Source organism: Pseudomonas sp. GW823-FHT05G12 (genome assembly GCF_058795575.1).
On the sequence record NZ_CM179501.1, the window covers coordinates 3451561 to 3474295 of the forward strand.

Below are 22735 nucleotides of genomic sequence, written 5' to 3' on the forward strand. Positions count from 1 at the left end.
CAGGTGCAAGAACGTTGGCAGGCATCACAGGACGAGGCGCCAGCGCCCAGCCAAGAGGACACTCCGATGAGCCTGATCAACGACCTTCAGACACCCGCCAACGTGCTGGTCTGCGGGGCCAGCCAAGGGATTGGCCTGGCATTGTGCACGCAGTTGCTGGCGCGCGATGACATCGGGCTGGTGTTCGCCGTTTCGCGACGAGCCACCACCAGCCCTGCGCTGGATACCTTGTTCACAGAGCACGGGCGACGGTTGGTTCGCCTCGACTGCGACGCCCGGTCCGAGCAGGCACTGCACACTCTGGCAGCACAGGTGGGCGCCTGCTGCGACCAGCTGAACCTGGTCTTCAGCACGCTTGGCGTGCTGCAAGAAGGCCCGGCACGGGCTGAAAAAGCGCTCAACCAGCTTGATATGGCGGGGTTGCTGAGCAGTTTCACAACCAACTGTTTCGCCCCTGTCCTGCTGCTCAAGCATTTGCTGCCGCTGCTGCGTCGGCACCCAATGGCCTTCGTCGCCTTGTCGGCGCGGGTCGGGTCGATCGGCGACAATCACCTGGGGGGCTGGTACAGCTACCGTGCCAGCAAAGCCGCGCTCAACCAGCTTCTGCGCACTGCAAGCATCGAGCTGAAGCGACTGAACCCCGCGTCAACGGTACTTGCATTGCATCCCGGCACCACCGACACCCAGCTTTCCCGACCCTTTCAGGGCAATGTGCCGCCGGGCAAACTGTTCTCGCCCGCGTTTGCCGCCACCTGCATCCTGGCACTTGTGAGCCGTCACGGCCCGGCGCAGAGCGGAACGTTCTGGGCGTGGGATGGCACGCCGATTCCCTGGTGACGCGCGCGGAGAGTTGCAGGCCAAGTCGATGAACCAGCCCTGAGCGAGAACGGTCAACCCTTTATCTGACAACGGCAGAAGGAAGGGTGGAACGAATGGTTTCGTTTGATCTGCAACGGATGCTGATAGGCGACTTCCCTTTTACCTTTCTGCTGGAAGTTGCTGTGCGTGTTTCAGCGGCCTTCCTGGCCGTGTTCTTCTTTCTGAAATTCAGTGGCCGGCGCGGGATCAGACAGCTGTCCCGGTTCGAACTCGTGGTCATTCTCACCCTGGGCTCAGCTGCCGGCGATGTGACCTTTTACGAGGACGTACCGCTGCTTCCGGTGGCCTTGGTTTTCCTCACGCTGTTCATGCTTTACCGAGGAACGGTCTACCTCATGAGGCGAAACAGAACCTGCGAGGCCTGGATCGACGGGCTGCCGGTCACGGTAGTGAAAGATGGCATGTACGAAATCCATTCGCTGCGGCACATGAACATTTCACCGAATGAGCTGTTCATGGAGCTACGCCAGCAAGGTGTCGAGCACCTGGGTCAGGTTCGACTGGGCCTTCTGGAAACCGATGGCGATCTCAGTTTGTACTTCTACGATCAGCAAGACACACGCCCAGGCCTGTCAGTGCTGCCGGTCGAGCATCGCCCGGAGTACACATCGCCGCCCGGCGCCGGGTTGCATTGCTGCGTGAGCTGTGGTTTCCCGGCCTACCATGAGCCTCATGACACCCTGGCGTGTTCACGTTGCGGTCATACGGTCTGGTCGCCTGCATTGGATACCGTGCGCAACCGTTAGCAGGTTCTCCCCATATCGCCAGGCATCGAGCAGGAACTTTGCTTGCTGTTTGCAGGCCCTTATGAAAGGCCTATCAGCACGAGGAGAAAATGATGAGTGCCCAATTGAACGGTAAGCGCGTGGCCTTTCTGGTCACCGATGGCTTTGAACAGGTGGAACTGACCGGCCCGCGTGAAGCCTTGGAAAACAGCGGCGCGGTGGTCGATATCCTGAGCGAGAAAGAAGGCACGGTACGTGGCTGGAACCATGACGAACCCGCCGACGCGTTCAGCGTGGATGCGACTTTCGACAGTGCGCAGCTTGACCTCTACGACGCTTTGGTGCTGCCTGGCGGTGTGCAGAACTCCGACACCATTCGCTTGATCCCCGGCGCGCAGAAACTGCTAAAAAGCCATGATGCGGCCGGCAGGCCGGTGGCGGTTATCTGCCACGGCGCGTGGCTGCTGATATCGAGCGGGTTGGCCAAAGGCAAACGAATGACCAGCTACAAGACCTTGCAAGATGACATTCGCAATGCGGGCGGTACGTGGGTGGATGAACAAGTGGTGGTCGATGGCAACCTCATCACCAGCCGCCAGCCGGACGATATCCCCGCCTTCAATGAGCAGTTGATCAAGGCACTGGCAGACTGACCCTGGTTCTGTTCAGTGCGTGCTGGTTGCCCATGGTGGCGACCAGCGCGCGCTGATCACGCCAGCTGGATGAAAACCGAATAGCTGCCCAGCAACACCCAGAAGCACAGGAAAATCCAGGGCGTGCGCAAGGAAAACAGCAGCGATTTGCGGTGCCCCGCCTGAGAGGTTTCGGCCTCGCAGAACAGCGGCGACTCGTCATAGGCCAGCCCCATCAGCGGCTCGCTGCGCAGCAAGTGGCTCTGCTTCATCTGCCAGTGCTCGATAATCCGGAAGGCCGCGCGGATGCCAGGCCAGGCATTCAGTGTACTGAGCACGCCGAGCAGTGCGAGAAAAGCCGGGACCATCAGGGTGAACATTTCGCCCCAGCTTTGGTTCAGGTTACCCATCGATGACACGTAGGCGATCACCAGGAACGACTGGGCCGCAAGATAAGCGTCGGTACGGTTGGCCAGGATGGTGGTCTCATACTGAATTTCGCGTCGATAGAAATCCAGCCGCTCCTTGGGCGTACCGAACATCCTCTCGTTCGTCTGATCGATCTCATGTTCCGGCGTGGAAGGCGTGATGATTCGAGGCACTGCAGACTCCTTGATGACGTGGGCCTCACCCATGCCAGCAAGCCCCGTCAGCGGTAGAGCTAGGCGGAGGGTAAAAATTCACTGGGAATGGGTGCCTCAACCGCTCGTCGCTCAGCACGAAGATCCACTTCAACACTGGCCTGGCGCGCCTTTCGAACGGGAATGAGCGTTCCAACCCTGCAGGAGCTTCCAGCATGAGCGACTACCCTACCCCTCCATTCCCATCCCAACCGCAAAGCGTTCCCGGTTCCCAGCGCAAGATGGATCCGTATCCGGACTGCGGTGAGCAGAGCTACACCGGCAACAATCGCCTCGCAGGCAAGATCGCCTTGATAACCGGTGCTGACAGCGGCATCGGGCGTGCGGTGGCGATTGCCTATGCCCGAGAAGGCGCTGACGTTGCCATTGCGTATCTGAATGAACACGACGATGCGCAGGAAACCGCGCGCTGGGTAAAAGCGGCTGGCCGTCAGTGCCTGCTGCTGCCCGGCGACCTGGCACAGAAACAGCACTGCCATGACATCGTCGACAAGACCGTGGCGCAGTTTGGTCGCATCGATATCCTGGTCAACAACGCCGCGTTCCAGATGGCCCATGAAAGCCTGGACGACATTGACGACGATGAATGGGTAAAGACCTTCGATACCAACATCACCGCCATTTTCCGCATTTGCCAGCGCGCTTTGCCCTCGATGCCAAAGGGCGGTTCGATCATCAACACCAGTTCGGTCAACTCTGACGACCCGTCACCCAGCCTGTTGGCCTATGCCGCGACCAAAGGGGCCATCGCCAATTTTACTGCAGGCCTTGCGCAACTGCTGGGCAAGCAGGGCATTCGCGTCAACAGCGTCGCACCCGGCCCGATCTGGACCCCGCTGATCCCGGCCACCATGCCTGATGAGGCGGTGAGAAACTTCGGTTCCGGTTACCCGATGGGACGGCCGGGTCAACCTGTGGAGGTGGCGCCAATCTATGTCTTGCTGGGGTCCGATGAAGCCAGCTACATCTCGGGTTCGCGTTACGCCGTGACGGGGGGCAAACCTATTCTGTGATCGTGCTGCCGGCGCCTGCTGACGCGGGCCTCGGCGCCTCTGGCAGAGCGGTATCGAGCCTGAGCTTGACGCGTGCCCTACCAGACGTCATCAGCGTTGAACCCTGCCGCCCACTGCTACTCAACCTCATGCAAGCCATTTTTCATTCGCCCGCGACGAGGTGACACCATGAATGCTATCGACTTGCTGGTTCAAGACCATAAATTAGTCAAGAAGCTGCTGGAAGAGCTCTGTGCGACCACAGAGCGTGCCGTGAAGAAACGCGCCGAACTGCTGCAACGCATTGAGCAGGAACTGCAAATCCACACCGCTCTGGAGGAGGACATTCTCTACCCGGCGATCAAGCAAGCCGGTGGTAAAGAGGAAGCCAAGATGTATTACGAAGCCAAGGAAGAACACCGGACGGTCGACGCCCTGGTGCTGCCTGATCTGCTTCATACGCAGCCAGGCACGCTTGAGTTCGCCGGTCGGGTCAAGGTGATGAAGGAGCTGCTTGAGCATCACATCGAGGAAGAGGAGGAAGAACTCTTCCCCACCGCGAAAAAGCTCCTCGGCAAAGACCAACTGGACGAGCTGGGGCTCGCCATGCAAGCCCAGAAAAAACTGCTCAAGGGTGAGCAACGGGCCGCTTGAATCAAAGGCGCCAGGCCGGGTCGGGCACGACCGGCCCGGCCTGACGCCAGGGATTAATGTTTGGGACTCGCTTCGATGGAGAGCTGGATCGAATTGCTGGAGTGGCCGGCCATGGTGGTCACAGTGGTGGCAGCCTGGTGCATCGGGTCGCACCGCCCAGGACGGCGCATGGTCGGCTTCTGCTGTTTCATCGCCAGCAACATACTGTGGTCAGTCTGGGGGTGGCATACCCAGGCCTGGGCTTTGATTGTGCTGCAGCTTGTGTTGTGCCTCATGAACCTGAGGGGGTGGCGCAAGAACAAAAGCGCTTCAAGTAAATCGCAGGTCACACTTGCCGGGCATCCCTTCGCACCGCCTGAGGAGGTACGCCCAACACACGGACGAATACCTCGCGCAGGTGCCGGCGGTCCCTGAACCCGGTTTCCTTGGCCACCACCTCCAGGCTGTGCCGGCTCTGCTCGATCATCAGCCGGGCAGCCTCCAGCCGCAGGCCCTCGATGGCCTTGGCGGGTGACTGCCCGGTTTCGGCGGTGAATACACGGGTGAACTGCCGCGGGCTCAGGTGCGCCACCTGGGCCAGCTCTTCCACGCACAATGGGCGGCTGAGGTGCCTGCGCGCGTAATCCAGGGCGCTCTGGATACGGTCCGTCCTGGGCGACAGCGACAACAGTTCGGAGTGCTGGCACTGCCCGCCAGAACGGCGTTGGTGCATGACCATCTTGTGCGCTACCGACCTGGCCATCTCGTTACCCAGATCCTTTTCCACCATGCCCAGGGCCATGTCCAGGGCGGCGGTCATGCCGGCGGACGTCCAAATCGGCCCATCGACGATGAAGATCCGGTCTTCCTCGACGTCGATCTTCGGGTGCAACTCACGCAACTTGTTCGCGTAGGCCCAGTGGGTTGTAGCACGCCGCCCATCCAGCACCCCGGCCTGCGCCAGAACGAAACTCCCGGTGCATAGGCCCGCAGTGCGCCGCGCAGCGTCGACAAAGCCCCGTACGCTGGCCAGCACCTCGTCACCGGGTGGCGTCAACGGCGTCAGCGTACCCGTCACCATCCAGGTGTCGGCCAGGCCAGGGGCAGCCAACGGCAGCGTCTCGACAGACATCCCCAGCGAGGAGCGTAGCGTGCCGCCCCCGACAGAAAAGTTCTCGAGCCTGTAAACCGCTTTGCCGGCGACGATATTGGCAAACTCGAACACGGTTTGCGTTGCCAGGCACATGATCTGAAAGCCTTCGGTTAACAAATAGCCGACCCGGTGCATGCTTGAGCCCCTCTGAGCAATGTCCTGAAAAACTACCATATACGTCCTTTAAGACAAAAACTGTCTTCTGCATGATGGCTCCACCCACACAAAGCAACGGAGTATCACCATGACACAGGCATTCAAAGGCACCGCGCTTGTCACCGGCGCGTCCACCGGCATCGGTTCGCTCTACGCAGAACAGTTGGCACGCCGCGGCTATGACCTGGTACTGGTGGCCCGCAACCGGGAACGCCTCAACGCATTGGCGGCCCGGCTCACCACCGAAACGCGGCAGAACGTGGAAGTGTTCCCGGCCGACCTGGCCAATACAGATGACCTTGCCAAGGTAGAACGCAAGCTGCGCGAAGACGCCAGCATCAGCATGCTGGTGAACAACGCGGGCATCGGCACCCACACCAGCCTGCTGGAAAGCGATGTCGAACGCATGGCCGAAATGATCAGCCTGAACGTCACCGCCCTCACCCGCCTGACCTATGCGGCTGTACCCGGTTTTGTAGCGCGCAAGCAGGGGGCGATCATCAATATCTCGTCCATCGTCAGCCTGGCGCCAGAACTGCTCAACGGCGTATACGGCGGCAGCAAGGCGTACGTCACTGCGTTCACCCAGTCCCTGAACAAGGAGCTGGCGGGCAAGGGGGTTCAGGTGCAGGCGGTACTGCCCGGGGCTACCGCCACTGACTTCTGGCAAATCGGTGGCTTACCGGTCGAAAACCTCGACCCCGGCATCGTGATGTCGGCCCAGGACCTGGTGGACGGTGCGCTGCAGGACTTCGACAACGGAGTGCTGATCTCCTTGCCGTCGATGCAAGATCTGCAAGCCTTCGACCAATACGAAGCTGCCCGGCAGGCCTTGTTCAGCCAGCTGTCCAGCAACCAGCTTGCACCGCGTTACAGCGCCAGCTGACGGATGCGCGTGAGGCGCTTACGCTTGGTAACGAGTGCCTCACACCATTTTCACTGAGGGAAAGAAAGTCTTGCGCTATTTGGCCAGTTTATCGACTTAATCCAAACCACTAGCCTGAGCTCACTTTTCCAATACCCAAGAGGTTGCGCCCATGAAGGCTGTCGTTTACACCCAACCCGGTTTGCCGATCCAGGACCCACAGTCGCTGTATGACGCGCAGTTGCCCGAACCCAAACCGGGTGCCCGGGATCTGCTGGTCGAGGTAAAGGCCATTGCTGTCAACCCGGTCGACACGAAAATCCGCGCGAGCCGCGGCGGTGAGCAACCACAGGTTCTTGGCTGGGATGCGGTTGGCGTTGTTCGCGAGGTTGGGCCAGAGGTCACGTTGTTCCAACCTGGCGATGAGGTTTACTACGCCGGTGCCATCGACCGTGCTGGCAGCTACAGCGAGCGCCATGTGGTGGACGAGCGTATCGTCGGACACAAGCCCCGCAGCCTGGACAACGCCAGTGCCGCAGCCCTGCCCCTAACTTCCATCACCGCATGGGAGCTGCTGTTCGACCGCCTGGGTGTCGAAGAAAACGGGGGCCAGGGCCAAAGCCTACTGGTGATCGGAGCCGCCGGCGGAGTGGGCTCGATCCTGGTCCAGCTCGCCAGCAAGCTCACACAGCTGGTGGTCATCGGCACAGCGTCGAGGCCTGAAACCAAAGCCTGGGTCAAGGAACTGGGGGCGCATCATGTCATCGATCACACCAAACCCATCCCGCATCAACTGGAAGCGCTCAATCTGAGCCAGGTCGACCATGTGATCAGCCCGACCCATACCGACACCTACCTCCCCCAACTGGTCGAAGTGCTTCGTCCACAAGGCAAGCTCGCGCTGATCGACGACCCGGCGCAACTGGATGTCATGCCGCTCAAGCGCAAATCCCTCTCCCTGCACTGGGAGCTCATGTTCACGCGTTCGCTGTACCAGACCGAGGACATGATCAAGCAGCATCAACTACTCGATCGCATTTCACAGCTGGTCGATGATGGGGTGCTCAAGACCACCCTCGGCGAGCACTACGGCACCATCAACGCCGAGCACCTCAAACGCGCTCACGCCCTGATCGAGAGCGGGAAAGCACGCGGCAAGATTGTTCTGGAAGGTTTCTGATCGGGTTCCGGTTCTGATCCAGGGCTCAGCTTTCAAGACCACCCCGGCCTCCGCTTCGCGAATGCACAAGCCATGAATCACCACCTGAAAGGAACGTTTCCCGGCGGCGGCTGGCCTCCTCAAGGTTTTGCAGTGCGCCCTTTTTTCCACTGCGCCCTGGAGACACCTTCAGCGTAGCCGGTGACACCGATCGCTACCTGCTGAATGCGGCCGCCATGCTGAAGGAAGGCCTCGACCTGCTCGCAGATGCGAACATGGGCTTTTTGGGCCGCGCTGGGGTACGTCTGGGACATGTTGGCATCTCGGTTATGAGCCACTGAACGACAGTCACCCGAGCAAGCACTATACACCCTGCATTGCCATCAGCGTCTGAAGCCTACCAAAACCCTGCTTTTGTCGACCGAAGGGCATGGCGATGGTGAGCTGCAAGCGCACAAGCCCAGGAAGGCTTGCCAGTACATATGGAAATACGTATATTCGACTTTCCGCATGTACAGGCACCCCCCATGATCACACCGCCCGATGTCTTCAAGAGCCTCTCTGACGAAACCCGCGCTCGCGCCACTCTGCTTATCGCCAGCCTGGGCGAACTGTGCGTCTGCGAGCTGATGTGCGCGCTCAACGACAGCCAGCCCAAGATCAGTCGCCATCTGGCACAACTGCGCAGCAATGGCATGCTGCTGGACCGCCGTCAGGGCCAGTGGGTGTATTACCGCCTGAATCCGGAGCTGCCTTCCTGGGTTCACGAAATGCTTCAGGTCACCTTGCAAGCCAATTCGCAATGGCTGGCTGACAATGCCCTTCGGCTGAAGAACATGGACGGTCGCCCCGTGCGTGATTCCGTCTGCTGCTGATCATCACCAAGCGAGATTTTCATGCTGCCCGCCATTGCTGTCTTCGTGTTCACCCTCATACTGGTCATCTGGCAGCCCAAGGGGCTCGGTGTTGGCTGGAGCGCCGCGCTAGGCGCCATCATCGCCCTGGCTACAGGCGTAGTTTCCCTGCATGACATCCCTGCCGTATGGGCCATTGTCTGGAACGCCACCGCCACGTTCATCGCGGTCATCATCATCAGCTTGCTGTTGGATGAGGCGGGTTTCTTCGAATGGGCCGCTTTGCATGTGGCGCGCTGGGCTAACGGCGGCGGCTACCGCCTGTTCGCCTTCTGCGTACTGCTCGGCGCCGCTGTATCGGCGCTGTTCGCCAACGACGGTGCGGCGCTGATCCTCACCCCCATCGTCATGTCGATGCTGCTCGCGCTGCGCTTTTCGCCCGCCGCGACACTGGCCTTTGTCATGGCCGCGGGCTTCATTGCCGACACGGCAAGCCTGCCGCTGGTGGTCTCCAACCTGGTCAACATCGTCTCGACCGACTACTTCGGCCTGGGCTTCGCCGAATACGCATCGGTGATGGTGCCGGTGAACATCGCCAGCGTGGCGGCCACCCTGCTGGTGCTATTCCTGTACTTCCGTCGTGATATCCCCAAGCAGTACGCGCTCGATGCGCTGAAGGCGCCGAGCGAGGCAATTCATGACCACGCCACCTTCAAAGTCGGTGGGTGGGTGCTGCTGGTGCTGCTTGCAGGCCTGTTCGCACTGGAGCCTCTGGGCATACCGATCAGTGCGGTGGCCGCCGTCTGTGCCACAATCCTCTTTGCCGTGGCCGCTCGCGGTCACCGCATCTCAACCCGTCGCGTGCTGCGGGAAGCGCCGTGGCAGGTGGTGATTTTTTCTCTGGGCATGTATCTGGTGGTGTACGGCCTGAAGAACGCCGGCCTTACCGACATGCTCACCCACCTGCTGGACACGCTTGCCGAGCAGGGCCTGTGGAGCGCGGCCATTGGCACCGGGTTGATTTCCGCCCTGCTGTCCTCAGTCATGAACAACATGCCCAGCGTGCTGATCGGCGCCTTGTCGATCCAGGCCAGCGGCGCAGAGGGCGTGGTACGTGAGGCGATGATCTACGCCAACGTCATCGGCTGCGACCTCGGCCCGAAGATCACCCCGATTGGCAGCCTCGCCACACTGCTTTGGCTGCATGTGCTGGCGCGTAAAGGCGTGCGCATCACCTGGGGTTACTACTTCAAGGTCGGCCTGCTGCTCACGGTACCGGTTTTGCTGATCACCCTTTCTGCTCTGGCACTGCGCCTGAGCCTCTGACGTTCGCCCCCAGCGGAGGAGCCCTCCATGCGAGTCCTGTTCATGTGCACGGCCAACAGCTGCCGCAGCATCCTTTCCGAAGCAATGTTCAACCACCTGGCACCGCCCGGTTTCGAGGCAGTCAGCGCTGGCAGTTTCCCCAAGGGCCAGGTGTTGCCACGCAGCCTGAGCACGTTGCAGCAGGCCAATATCTCGACCGAGGGCTTGAGCAGCAAAGGCAACGATGCGTTCGAGGGCAACCCACCCGACATCGTCATCACCGTCTGCGACAAGGCAGCGGGCGAAGCCTGCCCGGTGTATTTCGGCCCTGCGCTGAAGTCGCATTGGGGGCTGGAAGACCCCTCCGATGTCGTGGGTGACGAAGCATCGGTCGATGCGGCTTTCCGGGCCACACTGGCCCGCATCGAATCTCGCTGCCAGGCCTTCTTCGCGCTGCCGTTCGATCACCTCGACCGCGAGCAGCTCAAGCACGCGCTGGATCGCATCGGCTCGCTTTGAACAGGAAGAAAACATGTCCGAGCAACTGCCTAACCTCGACCTCACGCTGTTCGACCTGCCGCCTTCGGCAACCCCGACCTGCGAACACAAACCTCGCATCCTGCTGCTGTACGGGTCTACCCGAGAACGCTCCTTCAGTCGCTTGCTGGTAGAAGAAGCCGCGCGTCTGCTGGAGCACTTCGGTGCCGAAACCCGCACCTTCGACCCGTCGGGCCTGCCGCTGCCTGACGATGTACCCGTAGAGCATCCCAAGGTGCAGGAGCTGCGTGAACTGGTGCAGTGGTCAGAAGGCCAGGTGTGGTGCTCGCCAGAGCGCCATGGAGCGATGTCGGCGGTGTTCAAGGCACAGATCGACTGGATTCCCTTGGCGCTGGGGGCATTGCGCCCCACCCAAGGCAAGACCCTGGCCGTGATGCAGGTGTGCGGCGGCTCGCAGTCGTTCAACGTGGTCAACCAGTTGCGCGTGCTGGGCCGCTGGATGCGGATGTTCACCATCCCGAACCAGTCTTCGGTACCCAAGGCTTATCTGGAGTTCGACGACGCCGGGCGGATGAAGCCATCGCCGTACTACGATCGCGTGGTTGATGTCATGGAGGAGCTGGTGAAGTTCACCGTCCTGCTGCGCGACCGCCAGGCATTCCTGGTGGATCGCTATTCGGAGCGCAAGGAAAGCGCCGAGCAGCTATCTGAGCGGGTCAATCAGCGATCCATCTGAAGCAAAGGTGATTCAAGACAGTGGAAACGACAAGGTAGCGGCCAGCCCGCTACCCGCTCTGTTTTCAAGGCGTACCTGCCCCCCCATACGGTCGATGATGGTCGCGACGATGGACAGCCCGAGGCCAGCACCATTTGGGCTATTTCGGCTGTAAAAGCGCTCGAATACACGGGACAGGCTCTCCTCATCGATACCCGTCCCTTCATCCTCGACGACCAGTTCGACGCTGCTGTCCAGGCGCCGCAGTAACACGGCGATGCGCCCACCAGGCGGTGAGTGTTCTACCGCGTTGGACACCAGGTTCTGTAGCGCAATGCCCAGCGCGCCGGCGTCGATCTGCAGGTGGTGGTCCCCTTCGTCGATGTCCAGCGAGGGTTCCAGGCCTCGGTCCAGTATCCATGGGGTCAGTTCAGCCAGGGTTTCGGTGACGACCTCGGCCAGGTCGATCCGGGTGCTGGCTCGCTGCCCCAGTCTTGGCTCGACGCGGGCCAAGGTCAGCAACTGGTTGACCACCCGTGTCAGCCGATCGACCCCGCCCACAAGAAAGCCCAGGGCTTTCTGGCGCTCGGCATCATTGCTGGCGGCCAGCGCGTTCTGCGCGTGCAGGCGCAATACGGCCAGAGGCGTACGCATTTCGTGGGCAGCATCGGCAATGAAGCGATGTTCACGCCGCAGCAGATCGTCGATCTGCGCCAGCAAGCGATTGATCGCGGCCTGCATGGGCTCCAGTTCAGTGGGAAGCGGTACCAGTTGCAGCGGCTCCAGCGAATCGGCATGGCGTCTTCGGATGACATTGGCCATGTTCTGCAGTGGCCGCAGCCCCCAGCCGATCGCAGCCCACACCAGCAGTGCCAACGCCAGGCTGCCAAGCAGGAACGGGAACAGCGTGTGGCGAACGATGCGGTCGATCAGGTCGTAGCGCACATCATCACGCTCACCCACCCAGATAAGCCAGTGTTTTTCCGGGACCGGCAAAACGAAACCGCGCCATTGTTCACCGCCACTGGAAAAGTCATAGAACCCCGGAGCAGTGGGTGGTGGGTCGATGGGTGGCGCACTGGGTGTATGCACCAGCAACGCCATGCCTTCACCCCAGACCTGGAATGCCAGCTTGCTTTCGTAAGGGTGCCCCACCTGGTGCCGCCCCGCTTTGCCCAAGGCATCGTTGAAGGCCTGATACAGCGCCTCACGCGAGCCCTCTTGTACCGGCATGCTCATGACGCCTTGCAGCAAACGCGCGTTCTGGGCCAGGTGCGCGTCATACACCTCGTTAATTTCGTGGCTGCTGTCGTGGTAGTTATAGAGCGCGAGCAAGCCGGTACCGAGTAGCAGCAAGAGCATCACGCGCCACAGCGTGCGCTGGCGAAGCGAGGTCATGCCTTGACCTCGACCAGATAGCCGATGCCGCGCACCGTGCGAATCAGGCCGTTGAACAGCTTCTTGCGCAAATGGTAGATGTTCACCTCCAGCGTGTTGCTCTCCGGCTCTTCATCCCAGCCATACAGCAGTTGAGTCAGGCGCTCACGTGTGAATACCTTGCCGGGCTGTGCCAGCAACTCATGCAACAGCACATACTCTTTGGGGGTGAGCACAACCTCGACGCCGTTGTATTGCACTTGCTGGGTGGTCGGGTCCAGGCTGACCCCGGCATGCTCGATCAGCACCTTGGCGCGCCCGACGCTGCGCCGCAGCAAGGCGCGCAGGCGTGCCTTGAGCTCATTGAGGTCGAAAGGCTTGACCAGGTAATCATCGGCGCCGGCATCCAGGCCGGCAATGCGATCATCGAGGGCATCCCGCGCGGTGAGGATCAGCACCGGCAAGCTGTCGCCGCCGGCGCGCAATCGCCTGAGTAGCTCGAGGCCATCCATGCGGGGCAATCCAAGATCCAGGATCAGCAGGTCGAAGGTCTCGTGCTGCAACGCATGCAAGCCACTGACACCGTCGCGCAACCAGTCGAGGGTGTAACCCTCCTGGCGCAAGCCGTCGCAGATCCCTTCCCCCAGTGCGATGTCATCCTCAACCAGCAACAGCCGCATGTTCAGTCCTGTTTGTCCTTGATGGCCTTGAGTAAAGCATCGATATCGGCACGCCGGCCCTGGTCAGCCAACTCACGCCCCGGCCGGGGCGGTGCCTGCAAGGCTTTCTGCAGGGCGGCGGTAGCTTCAGGGTAGCGCTTCTGCCGATACAGATGATCGGCCCAGAAATAGTTGCTGTCGATACCGTTGGGGTTGATCTGCAACGCTTTGCGCAGCATCTTGTCGGCCATCTCGGCATCACCGAAACCGATAGGCCAGCCGGGCACCTGGTCATACAGCGTGCCCAGGCTGGTGTAGGCCGAACCTTGCAGGGCGTTTGGGTCCAGCGTCATGGCCTGCTCCAGGCTGGCTTTCGCCGCCTTGACCTTGCCCAGTGCACCGAGGCCGCCCGTCGCCCCCGCCCAACTGCTGTTGATGATGCCCTCCCAGATCAACGGTTCAGGTGTGCCCGGATACTGATGAACAAACGTTGCTGCATCGCCTGCCAGCTTCTCGAAGGCGTCGGCACGCTTATCCTTGGGCATTTGGTACTGAATCTGCGCCCAGCGCTGCTGCAGATCACTCAGGCGCTGGCTGCCTGCCTGGTCCAATGCCCAGGTGAAGGGTGCAAATGCCAGCAAGCTGGCAATGAACAGACGCTTCATTTGTTCGACTCCTTGGAGTGGCTGCCGATATAGCGGCGAATGACTGGCAGTTGCTTGCGCAGTGCGCGATCGACTATGCCCGGCAACATGCCGTTGATACGCACGAAGAGCTTTTCCGGCCACCCCAGGTAAAGCTCGGTGCGCTCGGATTGCACCGCCTGGAGCACAGCACGGGCGACGTCCGCCGGGTCGTCCATACCAACTTTCAGCGCTTGATTGAGCGCAGTCGCAGCGCTGCTGTTCATCGTTGTGCGGGTCGCCCGGGGGGCGGCATACAGCACGTTCACCGTGGTATCGGCCAACTCGCGGCGCAGCGCTTCCGAAAAACCACGCAGCGCAAACTTGCTGGCGCAGTAGGTGGCGTAGCCGGGGTAGCCGATCGAGCCATAGGTCGACCCGACATTGACCACCAACGCCTTGGGTTGAGCGCGCAGCAACGGCAGGCAGGCGCGTGTCAGTTGCAGGGGAGCCTTCAGGTTGATGTCCAATAGCTCGTCCAGCGCATACTCATCCAGCTGGTCGAGCAGAGCGAAGCGATTCACGCCAGCAGCGTTGATCAGCACATTCACAGCCCCCATCTCGCGTGCCCGCTCGATGACCTGTTCGCGCCCTGACGGGCTGCGCAGGTCGGCTTCCTGCCAGCGCAGACGATCAGGGTACCGGTTCATCAGGCCAGCCAGCTTGCCCATATGCCGACTGACGGCCAACACCTGGGCACCGGCAGCGCAGAGCTGTTCAGCCAGCGCCAGGCCTATGCCCCCACTGGCGCCGGTGAGGATTACCACGGACTCAGCCAAACGCATGGTGCACCTCTTGCTGCCCGGCACGCGGCAAGCCCTGGAACATCTCGGTGTACAAGCGGTAGACGACCTTGGCCGCGTGGAGGACGGCCTGCTGGTCACCGGCATCGTCGAGGCGGTCCATCAACCGTTTGTAGGTCACCATGTGCTCCTGGTCGAGCGCACCGTGCGAGCTGAGGTAGCTGAACGCCTGGTCAGGCAGGGCCAATGTGCTCTGGATAACGCCCGCCGCCTGGGTGGCAAGGGCGATGCTGGTGCCTTCGAGCACGTTGACCATGCCGAACAACCCGACCGGGTTGCCACGGGCGATCAGGTCGTACAGGTAGGCGACCATCAGCTCGATGGATTGCACCGGCTGGCCATCGCGCACGGCCTCCCAGTCACCACCGCACGCTCTGATGTCGTTGAGGATCCACTGCTCGTGGCCGTATTCCTCTTCAATGTATTCGCAGACCGCACCGCGCAGCCACTCCAGCCGCAGCGGCAATCGAGCCCCACAGGCCATCATCAGTGGCACGGTATGACGCACGTGGTAATAGGCCTGGGTCAGGAACGCGACGTAGCTGTCCAGGCTGACCTGGCCGGCCAGCGCTTCGCGGATCACCGGTACGGCGAACAGCGCCTGACGCTCTTGGGCGGTTTGTACTTGCAGGGTGTCGAAAAAGGACATTGTGAACCTCACAACGAGATGTCGGACAACAGGGTGTGGTAACGCTGCAAGATCGCCTCACGTCGCGGGCGGCCATTGGCAGTCAGGGTTTCGTCAAGCGTGCTCAGAGGCATTGGCAAGCGGCGCCAGGCTTGCACCCTGGCGTAATCGGGCAATCGCGCGTTGCATTGCTGTACGGCCTGTTCGATGGCCTCGTCGCTGATGCCGGGATCCAGCGGCCAGAGCAAGGCAAGGTTGCGTGGCAAGGCCTCGCCATGCACGAAAGCCTGGGCGATCACGCCACTTTGGCTCAGCTCGGCTTCCACCCACTCCGGGTTGACGTTGCGCCCGAAACTGGTGATGAACTGATGCTTCTTGCGGCCATTCAGGTAGAGGTAGCCCTCCTCATCGAGGTGGCCTACATCGCCTGTTGCCCACCACTGCCCTGTTACAGGCGGCTCTCCCAGGTAGCCCAGCAGTGTCGAGCCGGCCACCAGGACTTCGCCATCCTCGGCGATGCGCACCTGCACATGCGGCAATGGCTTGCCGACGCTCCCAGGGCGCACAGCCCCTGTGCGGTTGAGCGCCACTACCGAGGCGCACTCGGACAAGCCGTAACCTTCGAACACCGGCAAACCGACCGCCTCGGCCCGCGCGAGCAGGCTTGGCGATACCCGAGCACCGCCTACCGCCACCAAACGCAGTGGGCCGACCCGCATCAGCCCACGCTCGATCGCTGTCACCAACCCCATCAGCAGCTGCGGCACAAGGATCAGGCTCTGCGCCCCACTGAGGGCGATTGCGCCCAGCAGGCGCTTGAAATCGACCTGGCTTGCCCCTCCCATCCCCAACTGCTGCTGCGGATAGAGCTGCACACAAGCGCCAGCCATGAGCGCGGCGTAGACGCCCAGGTTTTCCAGCAAAACGCCCAGTGGCAGTACCGCCAGGTATCGCTGCGGCGCGGTTGGGCGGCTGGCGGCCTCCAGCTCATGCGCCACACGCAACAGGGTTTCAGCGCTCAGGCACACGCCTTTGGGCGTGCCGGTGCTACCGGAGGTATAAGTGATCTTGGCAGTGCCCTCAGGCAGCGCCGGGGCGACAAAACTGTCACGCTGCCACACGCCAGCTGGCGCCTGCCGGGCAAAGCCAAGCGCAATGAGCTGTTCGGCCCACTGCGCCTCACACACGACCGCCGTCACTCCGCTTTGCTGCAAGCAGTGCTGGAACTGGGTCGCGCTGAAAAACGGCGGCACTGTCACACTGGCGCGTTCGGCGAACAGCGCCGCCAAATCCCAGAATAGCGCTTCGGGCCCGTTATCCAGCACCACAGCGAAGGTTCCCGGTGATTGGCTGCGCAGGCAGCCCGCACGAGATTCGACTTCGTCGAGCAGTTGCCGGTAGGTGTAACGCTGCGCATCGCCCTGAACGGCCACGGCGTCAGGATGCTCCACGGCGTGCTGGCGCAACAGTGCCTGAAAGGCTGTCAGTTCATGCCGCATGGCCGGTCTCCAGGGCTAACATGGGAAACCCAAGCCGCTCGAACATGCCCGCCTGCTTCAGGGCATCGAAGCCAACGCCTATGTTGCCGGCAAATACCTGGGGTCGCTGGTCGTAATAGGTCCCCCACTGGTCCACTTGGCCCTGCAAGCGCGCAGGATCCGCTGAGGCCAGAACAGTAGGCACCAGCCCCAGTCGCCGGAAACTGTTGAACAGTGTCGCGGCGCCCGTGAATGCGACCCACTCCAGACCGCGCATGGCCAGCAACCACGTCACGGCGATGATCATTATTCGAGCGCTACCGGCGCTGAGCGAGGCCAGGTTGCCTACTTCTACCATGCAGTTGCGATCCGGTGAGGCACCGGTTACCCGTGAAACAGCGGATTCCAGAGGCTCGTCCAGGTACCGCTCAAGAAAGAGCGGCCCTTCGCTGGCCGGTCGCATGCCCGCCGCCGCAATCAGCCGACCGTGGCTACCCTGCAAGGCAAGCAGCTCCGGCAGGTAATGCTGCACATCCGCCTGGTGCACACTGGCAAAGCGCTCGTGTATGAAGTGCTCCAGCTCGCCTCGCCCATGATCGCCGCTAAGGTGAAGAGAAAGGTGCGCCTGATGATCGGCATGGCTACCGATGGGTAACGGAAGCAAACTGTGCCATTGATGAGACTGAGTCATGAAGTTTCCCCCGCCTAGGTGCGACGGAGGAAATTATCGGGGCCGAATCTGAATGCAATCTGAAGTCGGCTACTGTCGGAGCGCCTCAGCCCGGCGCTCGTTCATGTGCTGAACCGACTATGACCGAGCACGACGCGTACCCAGCTCGATCCAGACGGGCGCATGGTCGCTGGCCTTGGCCTCGTTGCGCACCCATGCATCGACACCCGCCCGTTTCAGATAAGGCGCAAGCTCGCGATTGAGCAACAGGTGATCGATTCGCAACCCGGCATTGCGGGCCCAGTGGTTACGGAAATAGTCCCAGAAGGTGTAGACACGCTCGTCCGGGTACAGATGGCGTATGGCATCGAGCCAGCCCTGGTCAAGCAGTCGTTGGTAACACGCTCGCGACTCAGGCTGCAGCAGTGCGTCCTTCAGCCAGGAACGCGGGTTATAGATGTCCATGTCGGTGGGCACGACATTGAAATCCCCTGCCAGCAGCGTGGGGTGGCCACTTTCCTGGAGGCTGCGCGCATGCTGGATCAGGCATTCGAACCAGTGCAGCTTGTAATCGAACTTGGGCCCGGGCTGCGGGTTGCCGTTCGGCAGGTAGAGACAAGCGACCAACACCCCGTGTGCCGCAGCTTCCAGATAGCGGCTCTGGCTGTCCTCTTCCAGGCCGGGCAAGCCGCGGCGAACCTCGAGCGGATCCCTGCCCCGCACCAGAATGGCCACGCCGTTCCATGACGGTTGCCCATGATGAAGGCTGCCATAGCCTGCTGCCTCAAGCTCCGCGCGAGGGAACTGCTGATCGGCCGCCTTCAGCTCCTGCAGGCAGGCAATGTCGGGCTGCTCCCGCTCCAGCCAGGCCAGCAGCGCCGGCAAACGGCTGCGGATGCCATTGATGTTGAAGGTGGCAATCTTCAGCGCTTTCATGCGTCCGGGTCGCTCACATGGGCCTGCACGGCATCTTCCAGCGCGCGGATATGCGCCTCATCGGCCAGCGCCTTGAGCGCCAACCAGTCGTCCCAGTCGATGGCACCGTCGTCGCGCAGGGCCTCGGCTGTGCGAAGCAGTTCATGGTGGTAGGCATCCGGTGACGCGCGCCGGTAACTGATGTCGTCGTACTGGGCGTACCAGGCTTCAAGCTCGGGAATGTTGCGTTCGATGCTCATGAAAGCGTCCTCGCTGTACCCTTTGCTTGTCAGAACCCGGGCACAGCGCGACGTTCAATCAGGACGTCACTGAAAGTAATGGGGGTACCGTGCCATGTCGCTCTCCAGCTTGTTCGCATCCGCTGCCCTCTTGCGCACTTCGGCATAAAACAGCTGGCACTGGTTCTGAAACCTGGTGAAATCGCGGTTGGCGGTTTCAATGGCACTGCTCAGGTCGCTGCCCTTGAGGCCTTCGACAAGCCGCTGTGACGAGGTATACGCCTGCCAGCAGGCTTCAACCTGCTGCAGCCCCTTTGCAAGGTTCTCGGTGTCGATAGTCGCCATTGCAGCACCCTCTTTGGACCGAGCCTGGTCCGTCGGTGTGAATCGCCAGAGCGACGATAACGGGATGAAGCCTGTCACGACGCGCTTCGGCTAAGAGCGTAGACTATTTCGGCGCAGACGCATGGATACCAGGTTTCACAAGTCTCAGACGCATTATCCGCAAGCTCAGGAGCGAGTGCCATGGATTGCCTTCCAACGCTGTTCACAGACCGTCTTGTTCTCACACCCCTTCAGTTGGGAGATGCAGCAACCATTCAGAAACTGTTCCCCCAGTGGGAGATCGTCCGTTATCTGAACCGTCGTGTGCCGTGGCCTTACCCGGAAGACGGCGCATTGATCTATGTGCGCGATATCGCCCTGCCGGCCATGGTGGCGGGCCGCGAATGGCACTGGATGATCCGGCTGCGCGATGCAACCGAGAACGCCATTGGCAGCATCAGCCTGTATGAACAGCCTGGAAACAACCGAGGCTTCTGGCTTGCACCGCAGTGGTGGGGGCAAGGCTATATGCGCGAAGCATGTCAGGTCATCAACACATACTGGTTCGAGACATTGTCGCGTCCGGTCATGCAGGTTCCCAAAGCGGTTGCCAACCATGCTTCACGCAGGGTTTCGGAGTATGAGGGCATGCGCAGGGTGGCAACGCGAGACGGGCATTTTGTCGCTGGGCAGATGCGGGTAGAGGTATGGGAGATGACACGCAGTGCCTGGCTCGACAGGAGGCAAACCTGACCCTGCCTCGGCCTGCGCAGATGATGCAGGGTCAAAAGGCAGTCCAGCCTGCAGGCGCGGGCTTGCCCGCGAACACCGGCGAAGTCGGTGCCATGCACCGCCGGGCATTCTCCGCGGCAAAGGCGGCACCTGCCGGAGCTGTGGAAGCCCCGGCAAGCCCCGACAAAGGGGTCAACGCAGATAGTCCTGAACCCACTTCACCCAACAATCAGCGCCAATCTTCACCAACGCATCATTGAAATCGTAGTGGGGGTTATGCACCGAGCACCCATGGAACTCGCCCGTGCCATTGCCCAGCATGAAGTAACAGCCAGGCCGCGCCTGCAACATGTAGGCAAAGTCTTCGGTGCCCATGACCTTCTTCGGCATCTTGTCCAGCAGCGCGCCGTCGGCGAACAACGGCCTCAGGCTGTCACGCAGCAACGTGCTTTCGTGATCGCTGTTGCACAAGGCGGGCGCCAGTTGGGTGAATTGCACCTCGATCTCCACGCCATAGCTTTCTGCGTGCCCCTTGGCCAAGGCGTCAATGCGGCTGTTGATCTTCTGCTGGGTCTGGGCCGTGTCAGTGCGCACGCTCAGCAACATGCAGGCCTCGTCAGGGATGATGTTGTAGACGGTGCCGGCCTGGATCATGCCGATGCTGATCACGGCGTAGTCCTCGACGCTCAGGTTGCGCGACTTGATGGTCTGGATGCCACTGATCAGGCTGTTCAACGCCATCACCGGGTCTACCGACAGTTCCGGCATCGCACCATGCCCGCCTTTACCGGTAATCCGAATGCTGACACGTTCGGAAGACGCCATGGTAGGCCCCGCCTGCACCACGCACGTGCCCACCGGCAAGCCGGGCATGTTATGCAGCGCATACACCGAGTCGCACGGAAAGCGCTCGAACAGGCCGTCGTCGATCATCGCCTTGGCCCCTGCCAGGCCCTCCTCGTCGGGCTGGAATATCACATTCAACGTCCCGTTGAACTGGCGTGTAGTCGCCAGTTGCGCAGCGGCTGCCAGCAGGATCGCGGTATGCCCGTCATGGCCACAGGCATGCATGCGGCCGGGGATCTTGCTGGCATGCGCAAACGCATTCTTTTCGCCCATGGGCAGTGCGTCCATGTCTGCACGCAAACCGATGCTGCGCGGGCTGTCCCCCACTTTCAGCACGCCGACCACACCATGCCCGCCCACATTGCGATGCACTTCATAGCCCAAAGCTTGCAGCTTGTCGGCTACCAGGGCCGCCGTATCGGGGGTGTCGCCGCCAATTTCCGGCGCAGCGTGGATCTGCCGGCGCAGCATGACGAACTCATCCAGCTCGGCGGCTGAGCCCGGTGTTTGATTGCTCTGCAAAATACCCATATCACTCGCATCCTTTGTTTTCAGGGAAGTATCTGAGGCAGGCCAGGCTGACGACGCCGCCGGCCAGCAGGAAGTAGGCTGGCGCCAACGGCGTGCCCAGCGCTGCAATCAGCCAGGTGGCCACCAACGGCGAAAAACCACCGAACAGGGTCACCCCCAGGCTGTAGCTGACCGAGGTGCCGAACGAGCGCCTGGCCTTCGGGAAGCCCTCCATGATCAGCGCGAAGAACGCACCGGCACCGATACAGGTCGGCAAGATCAGGATCGCCACGCCCATCATGGCCAGGCCCATGTGCTGCACTTGCCCAAGCAGATAGAACACGGGCAGGGTCAACACCACCGGCGCGGCGACCGTCCACACCAGCAGGCGTTTTCTGAGCTGATACTTGTCGGCGAATTTGCCGGCCAACGGGCAGATGACGGCCATGCAACCGCTACTGATGCAGGCAATCGCCATCGCGCTGCCGGGTGGATAATGCAAGGCGGTGGTCAGGTAGGTCGGCATGTAGAACACGAACAGGTACATGCCAATGGTCGAGCTGGCCATCAGGCCGATGCCTTGGGCGATGCGTTTGAGCAGTTCGGCATCCAGCCCCTGCGCTGCCTTCTGCGCCGGTGCGGCCTCATGGGTTTCCGGCAACCGCGTGCGTATGTACCAACCGACTGGCCCGATCAGCAGGCCGAAGATGAACGGTATGCGCCATCCCCAGCTTTCCAGCGCGGCAGGGTCGAGCAACTGGCTGAGGGCCAGGCCAAAGCCGGCCCCCACCAAGGCGGCATAGCCTTGGCTGGCGGCCTGCCAGCTGACGCTCTGGCAGCGATTGCCGACCGCACTGGATTCCATCAGGAACACCGACGCGGTACCGACCTCTCCGCCTGCCGACATGCCCTGGATGAGCCGGCCGGTCACCAGTAGCAAGGTGGCGAAAATCCCGATCTGTGAATACGTGGGCGCGAAGGCAATCATTGCGGTGCCCAGGGTCATCAGCCCGATGGTCAGGCTCAAAGCGGCCTTGCGTCCATGCCGGTCAGCATAGCGACCGATGACCATCGCCCCGACCGGGCGCATCAGGAAACCGACGCCAAAGGTGGCCAGCGACATCAACAACGACGCCATGGCCGAGTCAGAGGGGAAGAAGTGCTTGCCGATCAGTACAGCGAAGAAGCTGTAGATCGTGAAGTCGTACATTTCCAGCGCATTGCCCAACGAGCAGGCGACCAAGGTTTTACGGGAGGACGATACCTGCGCGGCTGAATGCGCACCTTTTTGCAGGCTTGGCGATGTGGGTAGCGGTCTGATCATTGTTGTCTCCGTTGGCAAATCGCGGCGTGCAGCGAATATCAGCCAATCGGGCACCCAATACACTTGCAGTTTCGGCATAGGGATAACCAATTAGCAATTTGCCGGCGCGATCGTTGGCCAAATTGCCCTGAGCTGGCGCACAGTCCGCCCTCGCTCCGCGCGCGGCCCCAATAACGCCCACAGATCAGCATCCGTAGCGCAGCGTTGGCGCGGGTACGAAGCCTGTCTAACGCGGATGCGCTCGCCAATCCACACGCCGCGCCAGCCCCTGATTAACCAAACGGCATGACCTGACCGAATAAGCAATCACGCTGCAACGTTCTGTTCACCGACGCTAAAG

At 61.4% G+C, this 22735-nt stretch carries 27 protein-coding genes and 1 pseudogene; 13 read left to right on the top strand and 15 right to left on the bottom strand.

What is annotated here, in order from left to right:
• The first annotated feature begins 66 nt into the window (after nt 1-66).
• The 3 genes from AC3RCM_RS15730 (at nt 67) to AC3RCM_RS15740 (ending at nt 2257) form a co-directional block, all read left to right on the top strand.
• A complete protein-coding gene (locus AC3RCM_RS15730) occupies nt 67-837 on the top strand; it encodes an SDR family NAD(P)-dependent oxidoreductase (protein WP_064493327.1) in 771 nt (256 codons plus the stop codon).
• A gap of 95 nt (nt 838-932) precedes the next feature.
• A complete protein-coding gene (locus AC3RCM_RS15735; RefSeq protein WP_003254014.1) occupies nt 933-1625 on the top strand; it encodes a DUF421 domain-containing protein in 693 nt (230 codons plus the stop codon).
• Nucleotides 1626-1717: 92 nt separating this feature from the next.
• Nucleotides 1718-2257, top strand: coding sequence for a type 1 glutamine amidotransferase domain-containing protein (locus tag AC3RCM_RS15740; RefSeq protein ID WP_104887464.1), 540 nt, complete (start codon nt 1718-1720; stop codon nt 2255-2257).
• Between the two features lie 56 nt (nt 2258-2313).
• On the opposite strand, the gene AC3RCM_RS15745 is transcribed toward AC3RCM_RS15740, so the two are convergent.
• Nucleotides 2314-2838, bottom strand: coding sequence for a hypothetical protein (locus AC3RCM_RS15745; RefSeq protein WP_010953640.1), 525 nt, complete (start codon nt 2836-2838; stop codon nt 2314-2316).
• Nucleotides 2839-3032: 194 nt separating this feature from the next.
• Here AC3RCM_RS15745 and AC3RCM_RS15750 point away from each other — a divergent pair, with 194 nt between their 5' ends.
• The 3 genes and pseudogenes from AC3RCM_RS15750 to AC3RCM_RS15760 all read left to right on the top strand — a co-directional run.
• On the top strand, nt 3033-3890 hold the full coding sequence (locus AC3RCM_RS15750) for a glucose 1-dehydrogenase (protein WP_010953639.1): 858 nt from the start codon (nt 3033-3035) through the stop codon (nt 3888-3890).
• A gap of 168 nt (nt 3891-4058) precedes the next feature.
• A complete protein-coding gene (locus AC3RCM_RS15755; protein ID WP_010953638.1) occupies nt 4059-4523 on the top strand; it encodes a PA2171 family ribosome-binding persister protein in 465 nt (154 codons plus the stop codon).
• Nucleotides 4524-4598: 75 nt separating this feature from the next.
• A pseudogene (locus AC3RCM_RS15760) lies at nt 4599-4838 on the top strand (hypothetical protein); the annotation flags it as partial.
• Nucleotides 4839-4848: 10 nt separating this feature from the next.
• Here AC3RCM_RS15760 and AC3RCM_RS15765 read toward each other — a convergent pair.
• Nucleotides 4849-5790 carry a GlxA family transcriptional regulator gene (locus AC3RCM_RS15765; protein WP_064493328.1) on the bottom strand — a complete coding sequence of 314 codons (942 nt, stop codon included), beginning with the start codon at nt 5788-5790 and terminating at the stop codon, nt 4849-4851.
• A 109-nt stretch (nt 5791-5899) separates the two neighbouring features.
• Between AC3RCM_RS15765 and AC3RCM_RS15770 the strand changes: the two genes are divergently transcribed.
• Together AC3RCM_RS15770 and AC3RCM_RS15775 are read left to right on the top strand one after the other, a co-directional pair.
• On the top strand, nt 5900-6697 hold the full coding sequence (locus AC3RCM_RS15770) for an SDR family NAD(P)-dependent oxidoreductase (protein WP_064493329.1): 798 nt from the start codon (nt 5900-5902) through the stop codon (nt 6695-6697).
• A 151-nt stretch (nt 6698-6848) separates the two neighbouring features.
• Nucleotides 6849-7856, top strand: a complete 1008-nt coding sequence (locus AC3RCM_RS15775; RefSeq protein ID WP_492629010.1) for a zinc-binding alcohol dehydrogenase family protein — start codon at nt 6849-6851, stop codon at nt 7854-7856.
• A 119-nt stretch (nt 7857-7975) separates the two neighbouring features.
• On the opposite strand, the gene AC3RCM_RS15780 is transcribed toward AC3RCM_RS15775, so the two are convergent.
• A complete protein-coding gene (locus tag AC3RCM_RS15780) occupies nt 7976-8149 on the bottom strand; it encodes a hypothetical protein (RefSeq protein WP_017147688.1) in 174 nt (57 codons plus the stop codon).
• A gap of 213 nt (nt 8150-8362) precedes the next feature.
• Between AC3RCM_RS15780 and AC3RCM_RS15785 the strand changes: the two genes are divergently transcribed.
• The 4 genes from AC3RCM_RS15785 to arsH are packed head-to-tail and all read left to right on the top strand — an operon-like array spanning nt 8363 to nt 11228.
• Complete coding sequence (locus tag AC3RCM_RS15785) at nt 8363-8710, top strand: metalloregulator ArsR/SmtB family transcription factor (protein WP_010953634.1); 348 nt, start codon at nt 8363-8365, stop codon at nt 8708-8710.
• A gap of 21 nt (nt 8711-8731) precedes the next feature.
• Nucleotides 8732-10015: an arsenic transporter gene (locus AC3RCM_RS15790; RefSeq protein ID WP_492629011.1), complete on the top strand. Its 1284-nt coding sequence runs from the start codon at nt 8732-8734 to the stop codon at nt 10013-10015.
• A 27-nt stretch (nt 10016-10042) separates the two neighbouring features.
• Nucleotides 10043-10513 carry an arsenate reductase ArsC gene (locus AC3RCM_RS15795; RefSeq protein ID WP_020192315.1) on the top strand — a complete coding sequence of 157 codons (471 nt, stop codon included), beginning with the start codon at nt 10043-10045 and terminating at the stop codon, nt 10511-10513.
• 13 nt (nt 10514-10526) lie between these two features.
• Nucleotides 10527-11228: an arsenical resistance protein ArsH gene (gene arsH / locus AC3RCM_RS15800; RefSeq protein ID WP_010953631.1), complete on the top strand. Its 702-nt coding sequence runs from the start codon at nt 10527-10529 to the stop codon at nt 11226-11228.
• 12 nt (nt 11229-11240) lie between these two features.
• Here arsH and AC3RCM_RS15805 read toward each other — a convergent pair whose 3' ends face one another.
• The 10 genes from AC3RCM_RS15805 to AC3RCM_RS15850 all read right to left on the bottom strand — a co-directional run bounded on the left by AC3RCM_RS15805 (nt 11241) and on the right by AC3RCM_RS15850 (nt 19082).
• On the bottom strand, nt 11241-12605 hold the full coding sequence (locus AC3RCM_RS15805) for a sensor histidine kinase (RefSeq protein ID WP_064493332.1): 1365 nt from the start codon (nt 12603-12605) through the stop codon (nt 11241-11243).
• On the bottom strand, nt 12602-13264 hold the full coding sequence (locus AC3RCM_RS15810; RefSeq protein ID WP_266024735.1) for a response regulator: 663 nt from the start codon (nt 13262-13264) through the stop codon (nt 12602-12604). Before AC3RCM_RS15810 ends, AC3RCM_RS15805 begins: the two co-directional genes overlap by 4 nt.
• 2 nt (nt 13265-13266) lie before the next feature.
• Nucleotides 13267-13908: a hypothetical protein gene (locus AC3RCM_RS15815; protein ID WP_104961945.1), complete on the bottom strand. Its 642-nt coding sequence runs from the start codon at nt 13906-13908 to the stop codon at nt 13267-13269.
• Nucleotides 13905-14711, bottom strand: coding sequence for an SDR family oxidoreductase (locus AC3RCM_RS15820; RefSeq protein ID WP_336087958.1), 807 nt, complete (start codon nt 14709-14711; stop codon nt 13905-13907). The genes AC3RCM_RS15815 and AC3RCM_RS15820 overlap by 4 nt, the downstream gene beginning before the upstream one ends.
• Nucleotides 14698-15378 (bottom strand): iron-containing redox enzyme family protein, encoded by a 681-nt coding sequence (locus AC3RCM_RS15825; RefSeq protein ID WP_064493335.1) that lies wholly within the window; start codon nt 15376-15378, stop codon nt 14698-14700. The genes AC3RCM_RS15820 and AC3RCM_RS15825 overlap by 14 nt, the downstream gene beginning before the upstream one ends.
• Nucleotides 15379-15386: 8 nt before the next feature.
• Complete coding sequence (locus AC3RCM_RS15830; RefSeq protein WP_492629012.1) at nt 15387-16856, bottom strand: AMP-binding protein; 1470 nt, start codon at nt 16854-16856, stop codon at nt 15387-15389.
• On the bottom strand, nt 16846-17526 hold the full coding sequence (locus AC3RCM_RS15835) for a thermostable hemolysin (RefSeq protein ID WP_010953624.1): 681 nt from the start codon (nt 17524-17526) through the stop codon (nt 16846-16848). The genes AC3RCM_RS15830 and AC3RCM_RS15835 overlap by 11 nt, the downstream gene beginning before the upstream one ends.
• Before the next feature lie 117 nt (nt 17527-17643).
• Nucleotides 17644-18441 carry an exodeoxyribonuclease III gene (gene xth / locus AC3RCM_RS15840; protein WP_104887459.1) on the bottom strand — a complete coding sequence of 266 codons (798 nt, stop codon included), beginning with the start codon at nt 18439-18441 and terminating at the stop codon, nt 17644-17646.
• Complete coding sequence (locus AC3RCM_RS15845) at nt 18438-18680, bottom strand: hypothetical protein (protein ID WP_003254042.1); 243 nt, start codon at nt 18678-18680, stop codon at nt 18438-18440. The genes xth and AC3RCM_RS15845 overlap by 4 nt, the downstream gene beginning before the upstream one ends.
• 66 nt (nt 18681-18746) lie before the next feature.
• Nucleotides 18747-19082, bottom strand: a complete 336-nt coding sequence (locus AC3RCM_RS15850; RefSeq protein WP_232968615.1) for a hypothetical protein — start codon at nt 19080-19082, stop codon at nt 18747-18749.
• A gap of 102 nt (nt 19083-19184) precedes the next feature.
• Between AC3RCM_RS15850 and AC3RCM_RS15855 the strand changes: the two genes are divergently transcribed.
• Nucleotides 19185-19736, top strand: a complete 552-nt coding sequence (locus AC3RCM_RS15855) for a GNAT family N-acetyltransferase (RefSeq protein WP_492629013.1) — start codon at nt 19185-19187, stop codon at nt 19734-19736.
• Nucleotides 19737-19907: 171 nt separating this feature from the next.
• Here AC3RCM_RS15855 and AC3RCM_RS15860 read toward each other — a convergent pair whose 3' ends face one another.
• On the bottom strand, nt 19908-21092 hold the full coding sequence (locus AC3RCM_RS15860; protein ID WP_104887456.1) for a M20 aminoacylase family protein: 1185 nt from the start codon (nt 21090-21092) through the stop codon (nt 19908-19910).
• Between the two features lies 1 nt (nt 21093).
• On the bottom strand, nt 21094-22395 hold the full coding sequence (locus AC3RCM_RS15865; protein ID WP_064490954.1) for an MFS transporter: 1302 nt from the start codon (nt 22393-22395) through the stop codon (nt 21094-21096).
• Nucleotides 22396-22735 lie beyond the last annotated feature (340 nt).

Coding starts and splice junctions, on each gene's coding strand:
- AC3RCM_RS15730 (WP_064493327.1), top strand. CDS start 67: ATGAGCCTGATCAACGACCTTCAGACACCCGCCAACGTGCTGGTCTGC.
- AC3RCM_RS15735 (WP_003254014.1), top strand. CDS start 933: ATGGTTTCGTTTGATCTGCAACGGATGCTGATAGGCGACTTCCCTTTT.
- AC3RCM_RS15740 (WP_104887464.1), top strand. CDS start 1,718: ATGAGTGCCCAATTGAACGGTAAGCGCGTGGCCTTTCTGGTCACCGAT.
- AC3RCM_RS15750 (WP_010953639.1), top strand. CDS start 3,033: ATGAGCGACTACCCTACCCCTCCATTCCCATCCCAACCGCAAAGCGTT.
- AC3RCM_RS15755 (WP_010953638.1), top strand. CDS start 4,059: ATGAATGCTATCGACTTGCTGGTTCAAGACCATAAATTAGTCAAGAAG.
- AC3RCM_RS15765 (WP_064493328.1), bottom strand. CDS start 5,790: ATGCACCGGGTCGGCTATTTGTTAACCGAAGGCTTTCAGATCATGTGC.
- AC3RCM_RS15770 (WP_064493329.1), top strand. CDS start 5,900: ATGACACAGGCATTCAAAGGCACCGCGCTTGTCACCGGCGCGTCCACC.
- AC3RCM_RS15775 (WP_492629010.1), top strand. CDS start 6,849: ATGAAGGCTGTCGTTTACACCCAACCCGGTTTGCCGATCCAGGACCCA.
- AC3RCM_RS15780 (WP_017147688.1), bottom strand. CDS start 8,149: ATGTCCCAGACGTACCCCAGCGCGGCCCAAAAAGCCCATGTTCGCATC.
- AC3RCM_RS15785 (WP_010953634.1), top strand. CDS start 8,363: ATGATCACACCGCCCGATGTCTTCAAGAGCCTCTCTGACGAAACCCGC.
- AC3RCM_RS15790 (WP_492629011.1), top strand. CDS start 8,732: ATGCTGCCCGCCATTGCTGTCTTCGTGTTCACCCTCATACTGGTCATC.
- AC3RCM_RS15795 (WP_020192315.1), top strand. CDS start 10,043: ATGCGAGTCCTGTTCATGTGCACGGCCAACAGCTGCCGCAGCATCCTT.
- arsH (WP_010953631.1), top strand. CDS start 10,527: ATGTCCGAGCAACTGCCTAACCTCGACCTCACGCTGTTCGACCTGCCG.
- AC3RCM_RS15805 (WP_064493332.1), bottom strand. CDS start 12,605: ATGACCTCGCTTCGCCAGCGCACGCTGTGGCGCGTGATGCTCTTGCTG.
- AC3RCM_RS15810 (WP_266024735.1), bottom strand. CDS start 13,264: ATGCGGCTGTTGCTGGTTGAGGATGACATCGCACTGGGGGAAGGGATC.
- AC3RCM_RS15815 (WP_104961945.1), bottom strand. CDS start 13,908: ATGAAGCGTCTGTTCATTGCCAGCTTGCTGGCATTTGCACCCTTCACC.
- AC3RCM_RS15820 (WP_336087958.1), bottom strand. CDS start 14,711: ATGCGTTTGGCTGAGTCCGTGGTAATCCTCACCGGCGCCAGTGGGGGC.
- AC3RCM_RS15825 (WP_064493335.1), bottom strand. CDS start 15,378: ATGTCCTTTTTCGACACCCTGCAAGTACAAACCGCCCAAGAGCGTCAG.
- AC3RCM_RS15830 (WP_492629012.1), bottom strand. CDS start 16,856: ATGCGGCATGAACTGACAGCCTTTCAGGCACTGTTGCGCCAGCACGCC.
- AC3RCM_RS15835 (WP_010953624.1), bottom strand. CDS start 17,526: ATGACTCAGTCTCATCAATGGCACAGTTTGCTTCCGTTACCCATCGGT.
- xth (WP_104887459.1), bottom strand. CDS start 18,441: ATGAAAGCGCTGAAGATTGCCACCTTCAACATCAATGGCATCCGCAGC.
- AC3RCM_RS15845 (WP_003254042.1), bottom strand. CDS start 18,680: ATGAGCATCGAACGCAACATTCCCGAGCTTGAAGCCTGGTACGCCCAG.
- AC3RCM_RS15855 (WP_492629013.1), top strand. CDS start 19,185: ATGGATTGCCTTCCAACGCTGTTCACAGACCGTCTTGTTCTCACACCC.
- AC3RCM_RS15860 (WP_104887456.1), bottom strand. CDS start 21,092: ATGGGTATTTTGCAGAGCAATCAAACACCGGGCTCAGCCGCCGAGCTG.
- AC3RCM_RS15865 (WP_064490954.1), bottom strand. CDS start 22,395: ATGATCAGACCGCTACCCACATCGCCAAGCCTGCAAAAAGGTGCGCAT.